Source organism: Pseudogemmobacter bohemicus, from assembly GCF_003290025.1.
In the GTDB taxonomy this organism is placed as follows: domain Bacteria; phylum Pseudomonadota; class Alphaproteobacteria; order Rhodobacterales; family Rhodobacteraceae; genus Pseudogemmobacter; species Pseudogemmobacter bohemicus.
Map to the genome: position 1 here is coordinate 338943 of NZ_QNHG01000003.1, position 17228 is coordinate 356170.

22 protein-coding genes are annotated in these 17228 nt (G+C 63.0%); 17 read left to right on the plus strand and 5 right to left on the minus strand.

Going from position 1 to position 17228, the window contains the following annotated elements:
• The first annotated feature begins 8 nt into the window (after nucleotides 1–8).
• The 4 genes from DRF71_RS16410 (at nucleotide 9) to DRF71_RS16425 (ending at nucleotide 2868) form a co-directional block, all read left to right on the plus strand.
• On the plus strand, nucleotides 9–905 hold the full coding sequence (locus tag DRF71_RS16410) for an HpcH/HpaI aldolase/citrate lyase family protein (protein ID WP_112311630.1): 897 nt from the start codon (nucleotides 9–11) through the stop codon (nucleotides 903–905).
• A gap of 53 nt (nucleotides 906–958) precedes the next feature.
• Nucleotides 959–1507: an NnrU family protein gene (locus DRF71_RS16415; protein WP_112311631.1), complete on the plus strand. Its 549-nt coding sequence runs from the start codon at nucleotides 959–961 to the stop codon at nucleotides 1505–1507.
• 5 nt (nucleotides 1508–1512) lie between these two features.
• The gene (locus DRF71_RS16420) at nucleotides 1513–1716 is read left to right on the plus strand and encodes a DUF1737 domain-containing protein (RefSeq protein WP_112311632.1); all 204 of its coding nucleotides are present in this window, start codon (nucleotides 1513–1515) and stop codon (nucleotides 1714–1716) included.
• Nucleotides 1717–1839: 123 nt separating this feature from the next.
• A complete protein-coding gene (locus DRF71_RS16425) occupies nucleotides 1840–2868 on the plus strand; it encodes a MaoC family dehydratase (protein WP_112311633.1) in 1029 nt (342 codons plus the stop codon).
• On the opposite strand, the gene DRF71_RS16430 is transcribed toward DRF71_RS16425, so the two are convergent.
• Nucleotides 2844–3494 (minus strand): hypothetical protein, encoded by a 651-nt coding sequence (locus tag DRF71_RS16430; RefSeq protein WP_232831553.1) that lies wholly within the window; start codon nucleotides 3492–3494, stop codon nucleotides 2844–2846. The two genes, DRF71_RS16425 and DRF71_RS16430, sit on opposite strands and share 25 nt — an antisense overlap.
• A gap of 464 nt (nucleotides 3495–3958) precedes the next feature.
• On the opposite strand from DRF71_RS16430, the gene sdhC reads away from it, so the two are divergent.
• The 9 genes from sdhC to DRF71_RS16475 all read left to right on the plus strand — a co-directional run bounded on the left by sdhC (nucleotide 3959) and on the right by DRF71_RS16475 (nucleotide 9273).
• Entirely contained in the window at nucleotides 3959–4348 is a 390-nt protein-coding gene (gene sdhC, locus DRF71_RS16435; RefSeq protein ID WP_112311635.1) for a succinate dehydrogenase, cytochrome b556 subunit, read from the plus strand.
• An 11-nt stretch (nucleotides 4349–4359) separates the two neighbouring features.
• Entirely contained in the window at nucleotides 4360–4731 is a 372-nt protein-coding gene (gene sdhD / locus DRF71_RS16440; RefSeq protein WP_112311636.1) for a succinate dehydrogenase, hydrophobic membrane anchor protein, read from the plus strand.
• Between the two features lie 48 nt (nucleotides 4732–4779).
• Nucleotides 4780–6585, plus strand: coding sequence for a succinate dehydrogenase flavoprotein subunit (gene sdhA / locus DRF71_RS16445; RefSeq protein WP_112311637.1), 1806 nt, complete (start codon nucleotides 4780–4782; stop codon nucleotides 6583–6585).
• Entirely contained in the window at nucleotides 6585–7046 is a 462-nt protein-coding gene (locus DRF71_RS16450; RefSeq protein WP_112311638.1) for a hypothetical protein, read from the plus strand. Before sdhA ends, DRF71_RS16450 begins: the two co-directional genes overlap by 1 nt.
• Nucleotides 7027–7386, plus strand: a complete 360-nt coding sequence (locus DRF71_RS16455; protein WP_157971126.1) for a succinate dehydrogenase — start codon at nucleotides 7027–7029, stop codon at nucleotides 7384–7386. Before DRF71_RS16450 ends, DRF71_RS16455 begins: the two co-directional genes overlap by 20 nt.
• Nucleotides 7383–7700: a hypothetical protein gene (locus tag DRF71_RS16460; protein WP_232831554.1), complete on the plus strand. Its 318-nt coding sequence runs from the start codon at nucleotides 7383–7385 to the stop codon at nucleotides 7698–7700. Before DRF71_RS16455 ends, DRF71_RS16460 begins: the two co-directional genes overlap by 4 nt.
• Entirely contained in the window at nucleotides 7700–7999 is a 300-nt protein-coding gene (locus DRF71_RS16465) for a hypothetical protein (protein ID WP_112311640.1), read from the plus strand. The genes DRF71_RS16460 and DRF71_RS16465 overlap by 1 nt, the downstream gene beginning before the upstream one ends.
• A gap of 122 nt (nucleotides 8000–8121) precedes the next feature.
• On the plus strand, nucleotides 8122–8901 hold the full coding sequence (locus tag DRF71_RS16470; protein WP_112311641.1) for a succinate dehydrogenase iron-sulfur subunit: 780 nt from the start codon (nucleotides 8122–8124) through the stop codon (nucleotides 8899–8901).
• Nucleotides 8902–9060: 159 nt separating this feature from the next.
• Nucleotides 9061–9273, plus strand: coding sequence for a hypothetical protein (locus tag DRF71_RS16475; RefSeq protein WP_112311642.1), 213 nt, complete (start codon nucleotides 9061–9063; stop codon nucleotides 9271–9273).
• On the opposite strand, the gene DRF71_RS16480 is transcribed toward DRF71_RS16475, so the two are convergent.
• The 4 genes from DRF71_RS16480 to DRF71_RS16495 form a co-directional block, all read right to left on the minus strand.
• Nucleotides 9264–10232 (minus strand): aldo/keto reductase, encoded by a 969-nt coding sequence (locus DRF71_RS16480; RefSeq protein WP_112311643.1) that lies wholly within the window; start codon nucleotides 10230–10232, stop codon nucleotides 9264–9266. The genes DRF71_RS16475 and DRF71_RS16480 overlap by 10 nt on opposite strands.
• Before the next feature lie 122 nt (nucleotides 10233–10354).
• Nucleotides 10355–11716: an NADP-specific glutamate dehydrogenase gene (gene gdhA / locus DRF71_RS16485; RefSeq protein ID WP_112311644.1), complete on the minus strand. Its 1362-nt coding sequence runs from the start codon at nucleotides 11714–11716 to the stop codon at nucleotides 10355–10357.
• A gap of 180 nt (nucleotides 11717–11896) precedes the next feature.
• Nucleotides 11897–12388: a hypothetical protein gene (locus DRF71_RS16490; protein ID WP_112311645.1), complete on the minus strand. Its 492-nt coding sequence runs from the start codon at nucleotides 12386–12388 to the stop codon at nucleotides 11897–11899.
• Between the two features lie 79 nt (nucleotides 12389–12467).
• Nucleotides 12468–14474, minus strand: coding sequence for a protein meaA (locus DRF71_RS16495; RefSeq protein ID WP_112311646.1), 2007 nt, complete (start codon nucleotides 14472–14474; stop codon nucleotides 12468–12470).
• A gap of 191 nt (nucleotides 14475–14665) precedes the next feature.
• Here DRF71_RS16495 and serB point away from each other — a divergent pair, with 191 nt between their 5' ends.
• From serB to DRF71_RS29450, 4 genes are all read left to right on the plus strand, one after another.
• Nucleotides 14666–15541 (plus strand): phosphoserine phosphatase SerB, encoded by an 876-nt coding sequence (gene serB, locus DRF71_RS16500; protein WP_112311647.1) that lies wholly within the window; start codon nucleotides 14666–14668, stop codon nucleotides 15539–15541.
• Entirely contained in the window at nucleotides 15538–16020 is a 483-nt protein-coding gene (locus DRF71_RS16505; protein WP_112311648.1) for a GNAT family N-acetyltransferase, read from the plus strand. Before serB ends, DRF71_RS16505 begins: the two co-directional genes overlap by 4 nt.
• A gap of 1 nt (nucleotide 16021) precedes the next feature.
• Complete coding sequence (locus DRF71_RS16510; RefSeq protein WP_112311649.1) at nucleotides 16022–16786, plus strand: TSUP family transporter; 765 nt, start codon at nucleotides 16022–16024, stop codon at nucleotides 16784–16786.
• Between the two features lie 176 nt (nucleotides 16787–16962).
• Nucleotides 16963–17154, plus strand: a complete 192-nt coding sequence (locus DRF71_RS29450) for a DUF6538 domain-containing protein (protein ID WP_112311650.1) — start codon at nucleotides 16963–16965, stop codon at nucleotides 17152–17154.
• The last annotated feature ends 74 nt before the right edge of the window (nucleotides 17155–17228 follow it).

The window sequence follows — 17228 nt, forward strand, 5'->3', positions numbered from 1 at the left end:
GACGCGCCATGTCCTCCCTCCAGGTTGCAGACCCTCAGGGGACCCAGCCCTGCCGTTCGGTTCTCTATATTCCCGGCTCGCGTGAGCGCGCGCTGGAAAAGGCGCGCGATCTCGCCTGTGACGCGATCATCTTCGATCTGGAAGATGCGGTTGCGCCCGAGGAAAAGACCGCCGCGCGGGATCTGCTGGCGCGGGTTCTGGCCGGGGCGGATTACGGCCCGCGGCTGAAACTGGTGCGGATCAACGGGTTCGACACCGAATGGGGGCGCGAGGATGCCGCGGCCATGGCGCGCGCGATTGCCTCGGGCGCGAAGATCGACGCGATCCTGGTGCCGAAGGTCAGCGCGCCTGCCGATCTGGATGCGGTGGCGGTGCTGGCGCCCGGGGTCAGTCTCTGGGCGATGATGGAGACCTGTGCGGGCATGCTGAATGCGCAGGCGATTGCGGCGCATCCGATGCTGCGCGGTATGGTGATGGGCACCAATGACCTTGCGAAAGAGCTGGGCAGCCGCTTCCGGGCCGACCGACTGCCGATGCAGGCAGGGCTGGGGCTTTGCCTGCTGGCGGCGCGGGCTTACGGTCTGACCATTGTTGATGGCGTCTATAACGCCTTCAGGGATGAGGAAGGGCTGCGGGCTGAATGCGAACAGGGCCGCGATATGGGCTTTGACGGCAAGACGCTGATCCATCCGGCGCAGCTGGCGGTGGCCAATGCGGCTTTTGCGCCCTCGGAGGCAGAGCTGGACCTTGCCCGCCGCCAGATCGCGGCCTTTGACGAGGTGACGGCAGCGGGTGGCGGCGTGGCGGTGGTCGATGGGCGCATCGTCGAGAACCTGCATATCGTGACGGCGCGGGCGCTTCTCGACAAGGCTGCGGCGATTGGGGCTCTGGCTCTCGCGGGCTGATCGGGCGAGACAAGGACTGACCCTCAGCAGCCAGCCGAATCGGAGCCCGCGCCATGTTCATCCTCACCGCCGGAGTGCTTTTGTGGAGCGCGGCCCATCTTCTGGGCCGGCTCGCGCCTGGATTGCGGGACCGGCTGGGCGGGCGGGCCGGAATGGGGCTGATCTCGCTGGCGGCAACGGCGATGATGGTCTTCGGCTACCGCGCGGCGGAGGGGGAGTTCTGGTGGGGCCGCGACCCGATGACGACGGGGATCAACAATCTGCTGATGCTGGTCTCGGTCTGGCTGTTCGCGGCGGCGGGGATGAAGACCTGGATCGCGCGGCAGATCCGGCATCCGATGCTCTGGGGGGTGGTGATCTGGATGGTCGCGCATCTTCTGGTCAATGGCGACACGCCGTCTTTCGTGCTGTTCGGCGGCATCGGGATCTGGGCTTTGTTGCAGATGGTGGTGATCAACCGCACCGGCCCCTGGGAGCGCCCGGAGGCAAAGCCCGGCAAGAGCCCGGCGCGGATGGAAGCGATTGCCATTGCTGGCGCTCTGGTGGTCTATGGCGCGATTGCCGGAGTGCATTACGCACTGGGCTACGCTGCATTCGGGTGAACTGCATGAAACTTTACCGCTTTCTGACCGGGGATGACACATCTGCCTTTTGCCACAAGGTCTCGGCCGCGCTGGCGAAGGGATGGGAGCTTTATGGTGAGCCGAGCTATGCGTTTGACGCCTCGAACGGAGTGATGCGCTGCGGCCAGGCGGTGACAAAGGAAGTGCCGGGGGAATATGCGCCTGATCTGAAGCTGGGCGAGCAGTAAAGGCCGGGTCAGGGGGCGCTGCCCCCGTCTGCCTTTGGCAGACTCCCCCGGAGTATTTTGGTCAAGAGGAAGGGGCTTTGCGCCTTTCTGACTGCATTTGGGGCCGATATTCGGGGGAGAGGGATGAAGACCAATCCGGGGCGGTTTTTCGAGGATTATCGTATTGGCGAGGTGATCCGCCATGCGGTTCCCCGCACGGTGTCAGGGGGCGAGCGGGCGCTTTATCATGCGCTTTATCCGGCACGGGGGGCGCTTTATTCCTCGGATGAGTTTGCGCGCGCCTCGGGGCTGGCTTCGAGCCCGATGGATGATCTGATCGCGTTTCATACGGTGTTCGGCAAGACGGTGCCGGATATCTCGCTGAATGCGGTGGCCAATCTCGGTTATGCCGAGGGGCGCTGGCTGATGCCGGTCTGGCCGGGGGATACGCTGCGATCAGAGTCCGAGGTGATCGGGCTGAAGGAGAATTCCAACGGCAAATCCGGCGTGGTCTATGTGCGCACGCGCGGGCTGAATCAGCGGGATGAGGTCGTGCTGGACTATGTTCGCTGGGTGATGGTGAAGAAGGCGCGGGCGGTGCCGGCGCCGGAGCCGGTGGTGCCGGAATTGCGCAAGGTGGTGCCGGCGGCGGAGCTGGTGGTGCCCGAGGGCCTCGATTTCAGCCGCTATGATTTTGCGCTGGCGGGAGAGCCGCATCGTTTCGGCGATTACGCGGTGGGTGAGAAGATCGACCATGTCGATGGCGTGACCGTCGAGGAGGCCGAGCATATGCTGGCGACCCGGCTGTGGCAGAACACCGCGAAAGTGCATTTCGATGCGACCAATCGCGAGGATGGGCGGCGGCTGATCTATGGCGGCCATGTGATCAGCCTCGGCCGCGCGCTGTCGTTCAACGGGCTTGCCAATGCGCAGATGATCGTGGCGCTGAACGCGGGCGCCCATGCCAATCCCTGTTTCTCGGGCGATACTGTTCGGGCCTGGTCTGAGGTTCTGGACAAGGCAGAGACGGCGGCGCCGGGCGTTGGGGCGCTCAGGCTGCGGCTGGTGGCGGTGAAGCAGGGCGCGGCGCCTTTTGCGCTGAAGGACGAGGATGGCAAATATCTGCCCGAGGTGCTGCTGGATCTGGATTACTGGGCGCTGGTGCCGCTCTGATCCTTTGCCGCGCGGCGCAGGATATGGGTGATCAGGTCGCGGTTCAGCATGAGTGTCGCCGGCATTTCCGGGGCTGGCACCCGGCGCAGGGCCCTGAGCCGGATGAGGTCGTCATGGACGAGGAAGGGCATTCCGACCCCGTCGCCCGGCTTCAGGCTGCGGTAAAGGCGGTCGCTGAGACAGCGATCTAACTGAATATCCGCTGTCAGGGTCAGCCGCGCGGTGGTGAAGCAGCGCTGACCGGGGTTGGGGAACTGTGCCACGGAACCCAGCTTCTCGACATGAGCCAGCTGCACGATTTCTGCGCCCAGAAGGTTGAGCCGGATGGTTGGCCAGGTGAGGGCGGCGCTCATCTGCGTCAGGACAAAGGCACAGATCGGAGCGATCAGGAATGTGCCCTTGACGTTCCTCAATGCGAGGAAAAGTGGCGGGACTGCGGGTGTCGGGTTCTCGGCTACCGCATCGGTATCTTCGTTTCCGCGCGCAAGGGTCGTGGACATGGCGATCCACCAGGCAAGCCACAGGAAGATGAAACCGACCGGGATCTTGCCGGGTGAGGCGATATCAGAGCGGGACACACCACCGGCGATGGCGTTCCAGAAGATCGCAATGACCCCGAGGAGCATCGCGATCATCATCGAAGTGAGGCAGAGGATCAGGCACCATTCGAAAACGCGCCGCCAGCGCGGCAGTGAAGGGTCACGATGGTAAAACCTGGCGGGCTGGGTTTGGTGCATGATTATGCTGGGTGGCCAGAAAATCGGGCTGAATTAGGGCTGATTTCCGACCGCTGAGCAGCGCATGCTGCATGATCTGTGCCTGATGGCAGCATGAATTCTGAATAAAACTCTTGGTTATTACCTGTGATCACTAATGTGATCACACTTTTCAAAATCGTGATCACAAACCGCAGAAAAACTTGCGCGGTTAGCGGGAACAGTTTGCAATTGCGGCATTGCCCCCCGTGACTTGGGTGATAAAAGCGCTAAGAGAATTGGCATATCGAAGCGCGCGCCATCGCGGTTCACCCAACCGGGTCTGGCCCGGAGCGGTTCCGGGATGGGGCAAGCCAGCGGCGAAGGGACAAGCCATGTCTGCACCGAAACGGGTCGAGCGACCTCTTTCTCCGTTTATGATCGGCCCCTATTATCGGCCGCAGATGACCTCCATCTCCTCGATCATGGTCCGCATCACCGGCATCGCGACTCTGGGCACCATTTTCCTGATCGTGGCCTGGCTGGTGGCGGCGGCCACTTCGGAGGAGGCTTTCGACTGCGTCAACTGGCTTCTGACTTCGGTGGTGGGCGATATCGTAATGACCCTGGCGGCCTGGGCGATCTGGTATCACGCGCTTGGCCGGTTGCGGCATGTGATCTGGGATCTGGGCTATTTCATCGAGGTGAAGGCCAATGAGGTGATGGGCCTTGCGATGTTCATCGGCGCCACCGTGCTGACCATCATCACCGTGCTTGTGGTCTGAGGAGCAAAGAGATGCGTTTCATCACCGATCGCAAAGGCGCCGAGGGGCTGGGTTCGGCCCGGGCAGGCACCCATCACCACTGGCATATGATGATCAGCTCGGCGCTGCTCGTGGTGCTGGTGCCGCTGTTTGTTTTCACCTTCGGCTGCGCGCTTGGCCAGGACCATGATGATGTGCTGGACTATTTCTCGCATCCCTGGCCTGCGATCATCACCGGGCTGACGCTGATCGTGGTGACGCTGCATTGCAAGGCCGAGGCCGAAGAGGCCATCATCGACTATATCCATGGCGTGAAGGCGAAGCTGGCGCTGGTTGCGGTGACGGGCCTTGCCTGGTCGCTGATCGCTGCCGGTCTCTTTGCCCTGGTAAAACTGGCCCTGTAAGCGGCCGCCCGACGGGTGGTCCTGTACGCGCGGTAAGGAAAGACGGAAATGACTGCTGCATACCAATACGAGACGCATGAATATGACGTCGTGGTTGTCGGTGCCGGTGGCGCGGGGCTGCGCGCGACGCTGGGCATGGCCGAGCAGGGGCTCCACACCGCCTGCGTGACCAAGGTTTTCCCGACGCGGTCCCATACCGTCGCGGCCCAGGGCGGCATCGCGGCGTCTTTGGCCAATATGGGCCCCGATAACTGGCAGTGGCATATGTATGACACCGTCAAGGGCTCGGACTGGCTGGGCGATACCGATGCGATGGAATACCTCGCGCGCTCGGCCCCGGCGGCGGTTTATGAGCTGGAACATTACGGCGTACCGTTTTCCAGGACCGAAGAGGGCAAGATCTATCAGCGCCCCTTTGGCGGCCATACGACCGAATTCGGCGAAGGCCCGCCCGTGCAGCGCACCTGTGCCGCCGCTGACCGCACCGGCCACGCGATCCTGCACACGCTTTATGGCCGGTCGCTGAAAGAACAGGCCGAGTTCTACATCGAATACTTCGCGCTGGATCTGATCATCACTGACGGGCGCTGTACGGGCGTGGTGTGCTGGAAGCTCGATGATGGCACCATCCATGTCTTCAACGCCAAGATGGTGGTGCTGGCGACCGGCGGTTACGGCCGCGCCTATTTCTCGGCAACTTCCGCCCATACCTGCACCGGCGATGGCGGTGGCATGGTGGCGCGCGCGGGCCTGCCGCTCCAGGATATGGAATTCGTGCAGTTCCACCCGACCGGCATCTATGGCTCCGGCTGTCTGATCACCGAGGGCGCGCGCGGCGAAGGCGGCTACCTGACCAACTCCAACGGAGAGCGGTTCATGGAGCGGTACGCGCCCCATTACAAAGACCTCGCGCCGCGCGATTATGTCTCGCGCTGCATGACGATGGAGATCCGTGAAGGCCGGGGTGTGGGCGCTGAGAAAGACCATATCTTCCTGCACCTGAACCACCTGCCGCCCGCGACCCTGCACGAGCGTCTCCCGGGGATTTCAGAATCCGCGAAGATCTTCGCCGGCGTCGATCTGAACAAGGAACCGATCCCGGTTCTGCCCACCGTTCACTACAATATGGGCGGTATCCCGACGAATTACTGGGGCGAGGTGCTGAACCCGACCCCGGAAAACCCGGATGCGATCTTCCCCGGCCTGATGGCGGTGGGTGAGGCAGGCTGCGCGAGCGTCCATGGTGCGAACCGTTTGGGCTCGAATTCGCTGATTGACCTTGTGGTGTTTGGGCGCGCGGCGGCAATCCGCGCCGGTCAGGTGGTTGACCCGAAATCGCCGGTGCCGCCGACCAACAAGGCCAGCGTCGACCAGGCGCTGGCGCGGTTTGATGGGCTGCGTCACGCCAATGGCGCGGTCGCGACTGCCGATCTGCGCCTTGAGATGCAGAAAACCATGCAGCGCGATGCCGCCGTGTTCCGCACCGAGAAAACGCTTGCAGAGGGCGAGGTCGCGATGACCGAAATCGCCGGCAAGATGAATGACCTCAAGGTCACCGACCGCTCGATGATCTGGAACAGCGACCTGATGGAGACGCTGGAGCTGACCAACCTGATGCCGAACGCGCTGGCCACGATCTACGGCGCCCATGCCCGCACGGAAAGCCGCGGTGCCCATGCGCATGAGGATCATCCGACCCGTGACGACGTGAACTGGAGAAAGCACAGCCTCGCCCATGTCGAAGGCAATAAGGTGGTGCTGAGCTACCGGCCCGTCCATCTTGATCCGCTGACGACCGAGGCGGATGGTGGTATCAGTCTGAAGAAGATCGCCCCGGCAGAACGGAAATTCTGATGCGTGTCTTTCGTGCCTTTTTTGTGTTTTCCGGCCTGTGTCTGGGTCTGGCTGCTTGCGCGCAACGAGACACCGCTCCGCGCTACGAGGCGGCATGTTTCGCCGAGACGAATGTGCTGGAGCGAGAAAAGCGTGGCGATGCCCAGGCTGCAGGTCGCGATCTTGTTTCATGTCTTAACTGGAAATATGAGGAAGAGGCTGCAAGAACCGGTCAGCCCGTGCGCCAGGTGGTTACATTTAACGGCCAGCCAACGGCAGGAGGCACCCGTGCCCCGGCCGCGCCGGTTTCGAAGACGACACAGGCTGCTTCGGGGGGCGCAATCCCGGTGATCGACACCACCGGGGGATGGGTGGCGCCCGCTGCCGCGCCGATCCGGACCTCGCCGCAAATCACGGATCCGGAAAAGCAGTGCCGTAAAACCATGACAGGAGGGACCGGCTATGGCTGTTCTGCCAACTAAGGCGCTGATGCTGACCGCGATTGTCGCGCTGTCGGGCTGTGTTGCCGGGGAGAGCATGATGCAGGAAACCACCCGCTCTCTGGCCCGCACGGCGGTCAATGGCGCGGCGAACCAATATCTTCCGGGCGTCAATGTCTCGCCCTATACCGATTGCGTCATCAACAATGCGCAGACGGGCGAGCTGGTGCAGCTGGCGCAATATGCCTCTGCCGGGACCAATGGCGCCGCCCAGGCCTGGCCGGTGGTCCGCACCATCGCCAGCCGCCCCGAGGCGACCCAATGCCTGATGCAGTCGCTGACCGCGACGGATCTGCTGGAAGTCGGAGGGGCCTCGCTGTGATCCTCCGCGCCGCACTGATCCCTGCCATGATGCTGCTGGCCGCCTGCGATCCGCAGGCGCTGGCCGATAAGACCACCCGCAATATCGCGCATGGCGTGGTGATGCCGGTGGTGTCGAGGGATCTGCCGGCGGGCCCGGCGCAGCAGGCGACCGAATGCATTCTCGATGCAGCCTCGATGCCCGAGATCCGGGCACTGGCGCGTGACACCGGCGTCGAAGCCGGCACCCAGACCCGCGAGAATGTCCGCAATATCGCGCTGCGCCCGGCGGCGCAGAGCTGTTTTTCGACCTACAACATCCCGCAGGTGCGCTGATGCTCCGCCTTGCTCTGCCTGTTCTGTTGCTGCTTGTCGCCGCCTGTGGCCCGGTGCCGGTACACCGTGCGGAAGAGCTGTGCCTCCAGGCCGCGCGCGAGGCGAAAGGGCCGACGGGAACCGCCGCAATCGGCATCGTCTCCGGCCCCTCGGGCACGAGGCCCCGCAGCGATCTGGAGCTGAACATCTCGTCCGACTGGCTGATGGGGCGTGACCCGGCAGCGGTCTATGAGACCTGCGTGGTTTCGAAATCCGGGCAGGTGCCGACCCGCCCCTATAATATGCTGGTGCGGGGATGAGGGGGATGCGCAGCCCTCTGCCCATCGGAATGCCCGGCAGCTTCATCGCCCGGCGGCGCGAGCCCGCGCCCGGCGGCAATCATTTCGGCGCTAAGCGCAAAGCCAGAGCCTGAGGAACAGCCATGGTCCAGTTTTCGCTCCCCAAAAACTCCAAGGTACGCACCGGCAAGACCTGGCCGAAGCCCGAGGGCGCGAAAAACACGCGTGCCTTCCGCATCTATCGCTGGGATCCCGATACCGGCGAGAACCCGCGGGTCGACACCTATTATCTCGACATGGATAAATGCGGGCCCATGGTTCTGGACGCGCTGATCAAGATCAAGAACGAGATTGACCCGACCCTGACCTTCCGGCGGTCGTGCCGGGAAGGGATCTGTGGGTCATGCGCGATGAATATCGATGGCGGCAACCATCTGGCCTGTATCTATGGGCTGGATGAGATCAAGGGGGATGTGAAGATCTACCCGCTGCCGCATATGTCGGTGATCAAGGATCTGATCCCGGATCTGACGCATTTCTATGCCCAGCATGCCTCGATCATGCCCTGGCTTGAGACGCGTTCGAATACCCCGGCCAAGGAATGGCGGCAGTCGATTGAGGATCGCAAGAAGCTCGACGGGCTTTATGAATGCGTGATGTGTGCCTCCTGCTCGACCTCCTGCCCGAGCTATTGGTGGAATTCCGAGAAATATCTCGGTCCGGCCGCGCTGCTGCATGCCTATCGCTGGATCATTGATTCGCGCGATGAGATCACGGGTGAACGGCTGGATGGGTTGGAAGATCCGTTCAAACTCTATCGCTGCCACACGATTATGAACTGCGCCAAGACCTGTCCGAAAGGGCTGAACCCGGCCAAGGCGATTGCGGAAATCAAGAGCCTGATGGTCGAGCGCGCGGTCTGAGACTGACCGGGCAGAGGGGGCCAGCCCCCTCGCGCGTGCCGCGCTCACCCCCGGGATATTTAAGGACAGATGAAAGCGGCAGAGTTCTTCCTCTGTCCTTAAATATCCCCGCCGGAGGCGCAGGCTGGCCAGAGATGCAGGTGCCGGAGCCGTTTCGCGATGATGGTTATTCTTCCCATCGGCCTTGTGTTTCTGTTTCTGGGCCTCTGGTATTATCGGCGCGGATCCACCCTGACCCGCGCCTGTCGCTGGCGGCTGGAACGCCATATCGGCCCTGATCACTACCGCTGTGCCGCTTGCGGGGCGGAATGTGACATGGTTTCGGGGCAGGAGCCCAATGCCTGTCTGCGCCCCCGTCGCGCTCAGCAATAGCGTTCGACCCCCGGCAGCTGATGATCGCCGTAGCGGTCACCCTCGGCAAAGCCGGCGGGAAGGAGGCGGCTGATCGCTGCCAGATCATCCGCACCGAGGCTGATCCGCTCGGCGGCCAGCCATTCCGACAGATGGGCCGCGCTGCGGGTGCCGGGGATCGGCAGGATGTGATCGCCCTGCTGCAATGTCCATGCGAGGGCGGTGGCCGCCGTGGCCCAGCCTCTTTCGCGGCAGAAGACGCGGAAAGCGTCGATTTTCGCCGTGTTGCGCGAAAAGGCGGGTTCGGTGAAACGCGGATTGCGGGCGCGGAACCCGTCGGTCGGCAAGGGCAGCGGCGTATCGCCCAACATGCCGCGCGCCAGCGGCGAGAAGGCCACGAAGGTGGTGCCCAGTTCGGCACAGGCCTGGATCAGACCCAGCTCCGGCTGCCGGCTCCACAGCGAATATTCGTTCTGGACCGCCATGCAGGGATGGATCTCATGCGCGAGGCGCAGCGTGGAGGGGGCGATTTCCGACAGGCCATAGCCGCCGATCTTCCCCTCTTCGATCAGCCGCGACAGGGTGCCGATCACCTCTTCCAGCGGGCGCCCGGCCTCGCGGCGATGGATATAAAACAGCTCGACATGGTCGCGGCCCAGCCGCCGCAACGATGCCTCAAGTTCGCTGCGCAGATGGGCGTCGGAATTGTCGATGCGGCGCGGCGTGCCATCGACGATCGAGGCCTTGGTGGCGATCACCGGCGCATGTCCCCGCGTTTTCAGCCATCTGCCGATCACGGTCTCGGACAGGCCCATGCCGTAGATATTGGCGGTGTCGAAATGGGTGATCCCGGCATCCCAGGCCGCATCCAGCGTGGCAAGGCTGGTCGCTTCATCGGTTGTCCCGAACATGCCACCAAAGGACATGGCGCCAAAGCCAATGGCACCGACACCGTGGCGGCCGAGTTTTCTGGTCTTCATAAGGAGGCTCCTGTCGCGAGAGGGGGGCAATACAACAGGAGCGAATCGCTTCATGCAAGGGGGAGACATGAAAAAGGGCGCACCCCGCGCGGGGCGCGCCCTCTCACAGGTCCGGTCAGGGATCAGATCACGCCAAGCGCGCGCATCGCCTCGGCCACTTTCACGAAGCCCGCGATATTCGCGCCCATCACATAATCACCCGGTGCGCCGAATTCCTCGGCGGTGCTGGCGCAGGTGTCATGGATGTTTTTCATAATGATGGCGAGACGCGCCTCGGTCTGATCAAAGGTCCAGCTGTCGCGGCTGGCGTTTTGCTGCATCTCCAGCGCCGAAGTGGCGACGCCGCCGGCATTGGCGGCCTTGCCGGGGGCGAACAAGACGCCTGCCTCCTGGAAGATCCGCACCGCATCCGGGGTCGAGGGCATATTGGCGCCTTCGCCCACCGCGATCACGCCGTTCTTCACCAGCGCCTTTGCATCCTTGCCGGTCAGCTCGTTCTGCGTCGCCGAGGGCATCGCCACATCGCAGGCCACATCCCAGATCGAACCTTCGCCCGCCTTGACGAACCAGACGCCTTTGCCCTCGCCCTTGATGCGCAGATATTCCGAGATCCGGGCGCGGCGCACCTCTTTGATCTCCTGGATCAGCGCGAGGTCGATGCCGTTCTCATCCACGATATAGCCCGAGCTGTCGGACATCGCGATGACCTTGCCGCCGAAGGAGGTGACCTTCTCATGGCTGTAGATCGCGACATTGCCCGAACCGGAGATGACCACTTTCTTGCCATCAAACGAGGTGCCTTTGGTCCCCAGCATCGATTGCACGAAATAGGTATTGCCGTAACCGGTGGCCTCGGTCCGGGCACGCGAGCCGCCGTAGAACAGCGCCTTGCCAGTCAGGACGCCGGCCTCGTAACGGTTGGTGAGGCGCTTATACTGGCCGAACATGAAGCCGATCTCGCGGCCGCCAACGCCGATATCGCCCGCCGGAACATCGGTATACTCGCCGATATGACGGTGCAGCTCCAGCATGAACGACTGGCAGAAGCGCATGATTTCGCGATCGGATTTGCCCTTGGGATCGAAATCCGAGCCGCCCTTGCCGCCGCCGATCGGCATGCCGGTCAGCGCGTTTTTGAACGTCTGCTCAAAGCCGAGGAATTTGATGATCCCGACATTCACCGATGGGTGGAAGCGGATGCCGCCTTTATAGGGGCCAAGGGCCGAGTTGAACTGGACGCGGAAGGCGCGGTTGATGCGGACCTGGCCGGCATCGTCGATCCACGGCACGCGGAAGATGATCTGGCGTTCGGGTTCGCAAATGCGCTCGATCAGCGCGTCTTCCAGAAGGTCGGGGCGTTTGGCGACCACGCGGCCGAGGCTTTCGAGAACCTCACGCACCGCCTGGTGGAATTCGGGCTCGCCCTGGTTGCGCCGGATCACTTCGGCAAGGATGGATTCAAGTCTCTCGTCCAGATGAGGCATTCTATTTCTGCCGATTCGCCTAAAGATTGTTCACAACGGCGCGAATTAAAGCAGTTTAAGGATGGGTATAAGGGCAAATCAGGCAGATTGCCGGAAAATGCAGCGAAATACCTTCACTCTGTTTGGTTTGGATGGGGTGATTCGGTCACTCTGCCTGAGAGCCTGTACACATTGCCGGCTTCACGGCTTCGGTTCGCTTCCCGACAGGGTGAGCTCGCCATTCGCCCAGATATACCAGGTCACGCAGGTGTCGCTTTTCGCGCCGCCGCAATCATCGCCTTTGGAGACCGTTTCCAGAATGGGCACGCCCTTTTCGATATAGACCCGCCAGCTGTGGATCAGCGCGGCCAGCTCGTCCGTTCCGAAGCAGAATGAGACATAGCAGCCGCCGCTGCCGCAATAGCTGTCTGTCGGTCCGGCGCTGCAATTCAGCATGCCCTCTTCATAGACCCATAGCAATTCGCCCGTCGCGGCAGAGAGTTCCGCCGGCGTCAGCGCCTTATCCTCGCCCTTCAGCGTTCCGCCCGCAGCGCTGCATTTCGCGCGCTGATCCTCAAGCCGGTAAGAAAGCTCCTCCGGCATCGGGGAGGACGCTTCGGCGCTCACCGGTTGGGTATGAAGAGGCTGGGCCATCAGGGCCGCAACCGCCATGCCAGTCAGGATTTTGCGCATTTAACCACCGCACCGGCAAAGGGACCAGGGCAGTTTCAGTCATATCGCCCTGGGGCACAATGGCGGGAATTCCTGCCGTTCAGGCGGCCTCTTCTTCCGGATCCACAAGGGTCACGATATCCATCATAATCCGGTTCAGCTCGAAATCCTTGGGTGTATAGACGGCGGCGACGCCCATGGCGCGCAGTTTCACCGCGTCCTCCTCGGGGATGATGCCGCCGACCACGACCGGCACCGTCAGGCCCGCTGCCCGCATCCGCTCCATCGTGTCGGAGATCAGCGGGATATGGCTGCCCGAGAGGATCGAGAGGCCGACGACATGCACGTCCTGATCCGCCGCCGCCGCGACGATCTCGGCGGGGGTGAGGCGGATGCCCTCGTAATGGATCTCCATGCCGCAATCGCGGGCGCGGGCGGCGATCTGTTCGGCGCCGTTCGAATGACCGTCTAGGCCGGGCTTGCCGACAAGGAAGGAAAGCTGACGCCCAAGCCGGGCCGAGACGGCCGAGACCGCCTCGCGGATCGGCTCCAGCCCTTCGGTGCGGTTCGAGGGGTTTTTCGACACACCCGTGGGCCCGCGATACTGGCCAAAGGCCTTGCGGACGGTCTCTCCCCATTCGCCGGTGGTGGCGCCGGCTTTGGCGGCGGCAATCGAGGGCGGCATGATGTTGCGCCCCTCGGCCGCTGCCGCGCGCAGATCGTCAAGCGCGGCGCGAACCCTGGCCTCGTCCCGCGCCTCACGCCAGGCGCGGAGCCGACCAAGCTGATCGGCCTCGGCGGCCTCATCAACCACCATGATCGCACCATCGCCGGTGGTGAGCGGCGAGGGTTCCGTCTCGCGCCAGCGGTTGACGCCGACCACGATGGTCTCTTGCGTCTCGATCCGGCCGATCCTTTCGGCATTGGCTTCGACCAGCCGCGATTTCATATATTCGATCGAAGCCACGGCGCCGCCCATGGCGTCGATCTGCGCCAGTTCCTCCCGTGCGCCGGCTTTCAGCGCCTCGACCTTGCGGTCAATCGCCGGGTTCTCGTCAAAGAGGTCGTCATATTCCAGGAGGTCGGTCTCATAGGCGAGGATCTGCTGCATCCTGAGCGACCATTGCTGATCCCAGGGCCTGGGCAGTCCAAGCGCCTCATTCCAGGCGGGCAGTTGCACGGCGCGCGCGCGGGCGCGTTTCGACAGCGTCACGGCAAGCATCTCGATCAGGATGCGGTAGACGTTGTTCTCCGGCTGCGGCTCGGTCAGGCCAAGGCTGTTGACCTGTACGCCGTAGCGGAAACGCGAGTATTTCTCGTCGGTTATGCCGTAACGGTCGCGGCAGATCTCGGCCCAGAGATCGACAAAGGCGCGCATCTTGCACATCTCGGTGACAAACCGGATGCCGGCATTCACGAAGAAGGAAATCCGCCCGACCATCTTCGGGAAATCCTTCTCGGCGACCTTGCCCTTCAGGTCATCAAGCACCGCGCAGGCGGTGGCGAGGGCAAAGGCCAGCTCCTGCTCGGGCGTCGCTCCGGCCTCTTGCAGGTGGTAGGAACAGACATTCATCGGGTTCCATTTGGGCAGGTTCTTGCCCGTCCAGGCCGCAACATCGGTGATCAGCCGCAGCGAGGGTTTCGGCGGGCAGATATAAGTGCCGCGCGAGAGATATTCCTTGATGATATCGTTCTGCACCGTGCCTTGCAGTTGCGAGATATCGGCGCCCTGTTCTTCCGCCACCGCGACATAAAGCGCCAGCAGCCAGGGCGCCGTCGCGTTGATCGTCATCGAGGTGTTCATCTGCTCCAGCGGAATGTCGTTGAACAAAGCCCGCATATCGCCGAGATGGCAGACCGGCACGCCGACCTTGCCGACCTCGCCGCGCGACAGTTCATGGTCGCTGTCATAGCCGGTTTGCGTCGGCAGATCGAAGGCGACGGACAGACCCGTCTGCCCCTTGGCGAGGTTGCCGCGATAGAGCGCATTCGAGGCGCTGGCGGTGGAGTGCCCGGCATAGGTGCGGAAAAGCCAGGGCTTCTCTTTCACCGGTTTTTCTGCCCCACTCACCATGGAGGGGCTGCCCTGGGTCTGGCCTTCACTCATCTCTGCCTCGGGTTCTGAATTTGGTGCGCAAGATTATTTCCATTAAGGTAGCGTATGGATCATTTAATGATAATGTCAATCGCTGCAATGCGGCGCAAAGGATGCAGGCGCAAAAGACCCTTCAGCCGCTGGCCTTGGCCCGGGAAAGCGCGTAATTCCAGAGCGAATTTCCCATCCGCGCCGGAGGTCAGATGTTCATCGCCACCCTGCTCAGCAGCCCCGAGACCCCGATTCTGAACCGCGAAACGGTCGAGAGTCTGCGCAATGCCTGGGGTGGCGGCGATGGGTGCTGGCTTGATCCGGGCGTGGCGGCGGAATTCGCGATTGAAAGCGTGCCGGACAATGCCGGTCAGGTCTGGCTCGATCTGCAGGCGCTGAAACTTGATCTGGCGATTCAGCCGGAGGCGGGGCGCCGGAAACGCCTGCTGATCGCCGATATGGACAGCACGATGATCCGCCAGGAATGTATCGACGAGCTTGCCGATGAGGCCGGGGTGGGGGCCCATGTCGCCGGGATCACCGCGCGGGCGATGAATGGCGAGCTCGATTTTGATGCCGCGTTGCGCGAACGCGTGGGGCTGCTCAAGGGGCTGCCGGAAAGCGTGATCGCGGGTGTGATCCGCGACCGCATCACCCTGATGCCGGGCGGCGGGATGCTCCTGAAAACGATGAAGGCGCATGGCGCTTATACGGCGCTGGTTTCGGGCGGGTTCACGGCCTTTACCGGGGCAATTGCGGCGCGGCTCGGCTTCGACGAGAACCGCGCCAATACGCTGCTGGTGGCAGAGGGGCGGCTGACCGGTGAGGTCGCCGATCCGATCCTTGGGAAAGAGGCCAAGGTGACCGCGCTGGAAGAGATCACCGCGCGGCTTGGTATCGGGGCGGATCAGGTGATCGCGGTCGGAGACGGCGCCAATGATCTGCCGATGCTGCACCGCGCCGGCACCGGGGTTGCGCTTCATGCCAAACCGAAGGTGCAGGAAGAGGCGAAGATCCGGGTCAATCATGGCGATCTGACCGCGCTGCTCTATCTGCAGGGGTATCGTCGCGAGGAGTTTGCGGCATGATCATCCGTCGCGCGGAACTGGCGGATGCGGCCTCCATGACCGCGCTGCAAAACCGCATCATCCGGCAGGGGGGCACCACCGCCTATGAGGATGAACGCGGCGAGGCGCAGATCATCGCAAGCTACATCGCGCCGCCCGAGCACGGCATCTGCTGCCATGTCGCCGAAATCGCGGGCCAGCTGGCCGGTTTCCAGACCGTCGGCCTGAACCCGGCTCTGCCCGAAGGCTGGGCCGAGATCGGCACCTTTGTCTCTTCGGAGATCCAGGCACGCGGCATCGGCCAGGCCCTGTTCACCACCACAAGGACAGTCGCCCGCGCCGCCGGGGTCAGGGTGCTGAACGCCACCATCCGCGCCGATAACCGCCCTGGCCTCGCCTATTACGCCCGGATCGGATTTGCCGATTACAGTGCCGATCCCGGCTGGGCATTGAAAGGCGGTGAAGTGGTCGGACGGGTAAGCCGCAGGCTGGACCTCTGAGATGTTTGAAATCGCAACCGATCTTGCGCTTCTGCTGATGCTTGCGGCCTTTGTTGCCGGGCTGATCGATTCCATCGCTGGCGGTGGCGGGCTGATCACGGTGCCGGCCTTGCTGCTGGCGGGTGTATCGCCGATCGAGGCGCTGGCGACCAACAAATTGCAGGGGAGCTTCGGCTCCGGCACCGCTGCGCTGACCTACGCGAAAGCGGGGCATGTGCGGCTGTCGGAACAGCTCCCGATGGCGCTGATCTCTGCGCTGGCGGCGGCTGCGGGCGCAATGGTGGCGCATCTGATGTCGGCTGAGGTGCTCAGGATCATTATGCCAGTGGTCCTGATCGCAGTTGCGGCCTTCTTCGCCTTCCGCAAAGGCATGAGCGACCAGGACCGGGTACAGCGGATGAGGCCTGCGGCCTTCTCCTTCACCATCGTGCCGGCCATCGCGGCCTATGACGGGTTCTTTGGCCCCGGCACCGGCAGCTTCTTTATGATGGGGTTCGTGCTGCTGGCGGGCTATGGCATCCTGAAAGCAACCGCCCATACCAAAATGCTGAATTTCGCCTCGAATCTCGGCTCGCTGGCAGTGTTCATCCCGTCGGGTAATGTGCTCTGGGCGCTGGGTCTTGGCATGGCGGTGACCCAGACGCTTGGCGCCTGGATCGGGGCGAGGCTGGCAATGCGGATCGGAGCGCGGCTGATCCGGCCGCTTCTCGTGATCACATCGACCGCTATGGCATTGCGGCTGATCTGGCAGGCCCTCTACGGTTAATCGCACGTTTCTGACTTATCGGCGAAGGCCTCTGGCGAGGATGTTTGGAGGCGGCGGTGGCTGTTTGTGCTTTTAAGTCAATGAGGTAAGTCAGCGACTCACCCCATGGCGTCACACAGATGTGTCACACATTCCCGGCCCGTGGTCGCCAGGCCCGCCTCTTTTCGGGGGCCGTCATGGGCAAACACCTTCATCTTTTCCGGCGCGGGGCCGTCTTCTGCTGGCGCCGGCGGGTGCCGAGGTTATCCACGTCTATCGACATGTTGCAGCTGTCTTTGCGGACCGGATTGCGGGCGGAAGCCTGTATGATCGCCCGGAAGCTGACCGTCGAGAGTGATCGCATGTTTGATGATCTGACCCGCAACTGATCTCGGCAGAGGGCGCCCGCACCTGGCTGCCCCACGTGATCACGGAAGAACTGGCCCCGATCCGCGGGCTGGAT

What these genes read in the sequence shown, in the direction of transcription:
- DRF71_RS16450 (WP_112311638.1), top strand. Translation starts at nt 6,585, where the DNA reads ATGCGTGTCTTTCGTGCCTTTTTTGTGTTTTCCGGCCTGTGTCTGGGT.
- sdhD (WP_112311636.1), top strand. Translation starts at nt 4,360, where the DNA reads ATGCGTTTCATCACCGATCGCAAAGGCGCCGAGGGGCTGGGTTCGGCC.
- DRF71_RS16480 (WP_112311643.1), bottom strand. Translation starts at nt 10,232, where the DNA reads ATGAAGACCAGAAAACTCGGCCGCCACGGTGTCGGTGCCATTGGCTTT.
- sdhA (WP_112311637.1), top strand. Translation starts at nt 4,780, where the DNA reads ATGACTGCTGCATACCAATACGAGACGCATGAATATGACGTCGTGGTT.
- gdhA (WP_112311644.1), bottom strand. Translation starts at nt 11,716, where the DNA reads ATGCCTCATCTGGACGAGAGACTTGAATCCATCCTTGCCGAAGTGATC.
- DRF71_RS16495 (WP_112311646.1), bottom strand. Translation starts at nt 14,474, where the DNA reads ATGAGTGAAGGCCAGACCCAGGGCAGCCCCTCCATGGTGAGTGGGGCA.
- DRF71_RS16415 (WP_112311631.1), top strand. Translation starts at nt 959, where the DNA reads ATGTTCATCCTCACCGCCGGAGTGCTTTTGTGGAGCGCGGCCCATCTT.
- DRF71_RS16420 (WP_112311632.1), top strand. Translation starts at nt 1,513, where the DNA reads ATGAAACTTTACCGCTTTCTGACCGGGGATGACACATCTGCCTTTTGC.
- DRF71_RS29450 (WP_112311650.1), top strand. Translation starts at nt 16,963, where the DNA reads ATGGGCAAACACCTTCATCTTTTCCGGCGCGGGGCCGTCTTCTGCTGG.
- DRF71_RS16410 (WP_112311630.1), top strand. Translation starts at nt 9, where the DNA reads ATGTCCTCCCTCCAGGTTGCAGACCCTCAGGGGACCCAGCCCTGCCGT.
- DRF71_RS16490 (WP_112311645.1), bottom strand. Translation starts at nt 12,388, where the DNA reads ATGCGCAAAATCCTGACTGGCATGGCGGTTGCGGCCCTGATGGCCCAG.
- DRF71_RS16455 (WP_157971126.1), top strand. Translation starts at nt 7,027, where the DNA reads ATGGCTGTTCTGCCAACTAAGGCGCTGATGCTGACCGCGATTGTCGCG.
- serB (WP_112311647.1), top strand. Translation starts at nt 14,666, where the DNA reads ATGTTCATCGCCACCCTGCTCAGCAGCCCCGAGACCCCGATTCTGAAC.
- DRF71_RS16470 (WP_112311641.1), top strand. Translation starts at nt 8,122, where the DNA reads ATGGTCCAGTTTTCGCTCCCCAAAAACTCCAAGGTACGCACCGGCAAG.
- DRF71_RS16510 (WP_112311649.1), top strand. Translation starts at nt 16,022, where the DNA reads ATGTTTGAAATCGCAACCGATCTTGCGCTTCTGCTGATGCTTGCGGCC.
- sdhC (WP_112311635.1), top strand. Translation starts at nt 3,959, where the DNA reads ATGTCTGCACCGAAACGGGTCGAGCGACCTCTTTCTCCGTTTATGATC.
- DRF71_RS16425 (WP_112311633.1), top strand. Translation starts at nt 1,840, where the DNA reads ATGAAGACCAATCCGGGGCGGTTTTTCGAGGATTATCGTATTGGCGAG.
- DRF71_RS16505 (WP_112311648.1), top strand. Translation starts at nt 15,538, where the DNA reads ATGATCATCCGTCGCGCGGAACTGGCGGATGCGGCCTCCATGACCGCG.
- DRF71_RS16475 (WP_112311642.1), top strand. Translation starts at nt 9,061, where the DNA reads ATGATGGTTATTCTTCCCATCGGCCTTGTGTTTCTGTTTCTGGGCCTC.
- DRF71_RS16465 (WP_112311640.1), top strand. Translation starts at nt 7,700, where the DNA reads ATGCTCCGCCTTGCTCTGCCTGTTCTGTTGCTGCTTGTCGCCGCCTGT.
- DRF71_RS16430 (WP_232831553.1), bottom strand. Translation starts at nt 3,494, where the DNA reads ATGCTCCTCGGGGTCATTGCGATCTTCTGGAACGCCATCGCCGGTGGT.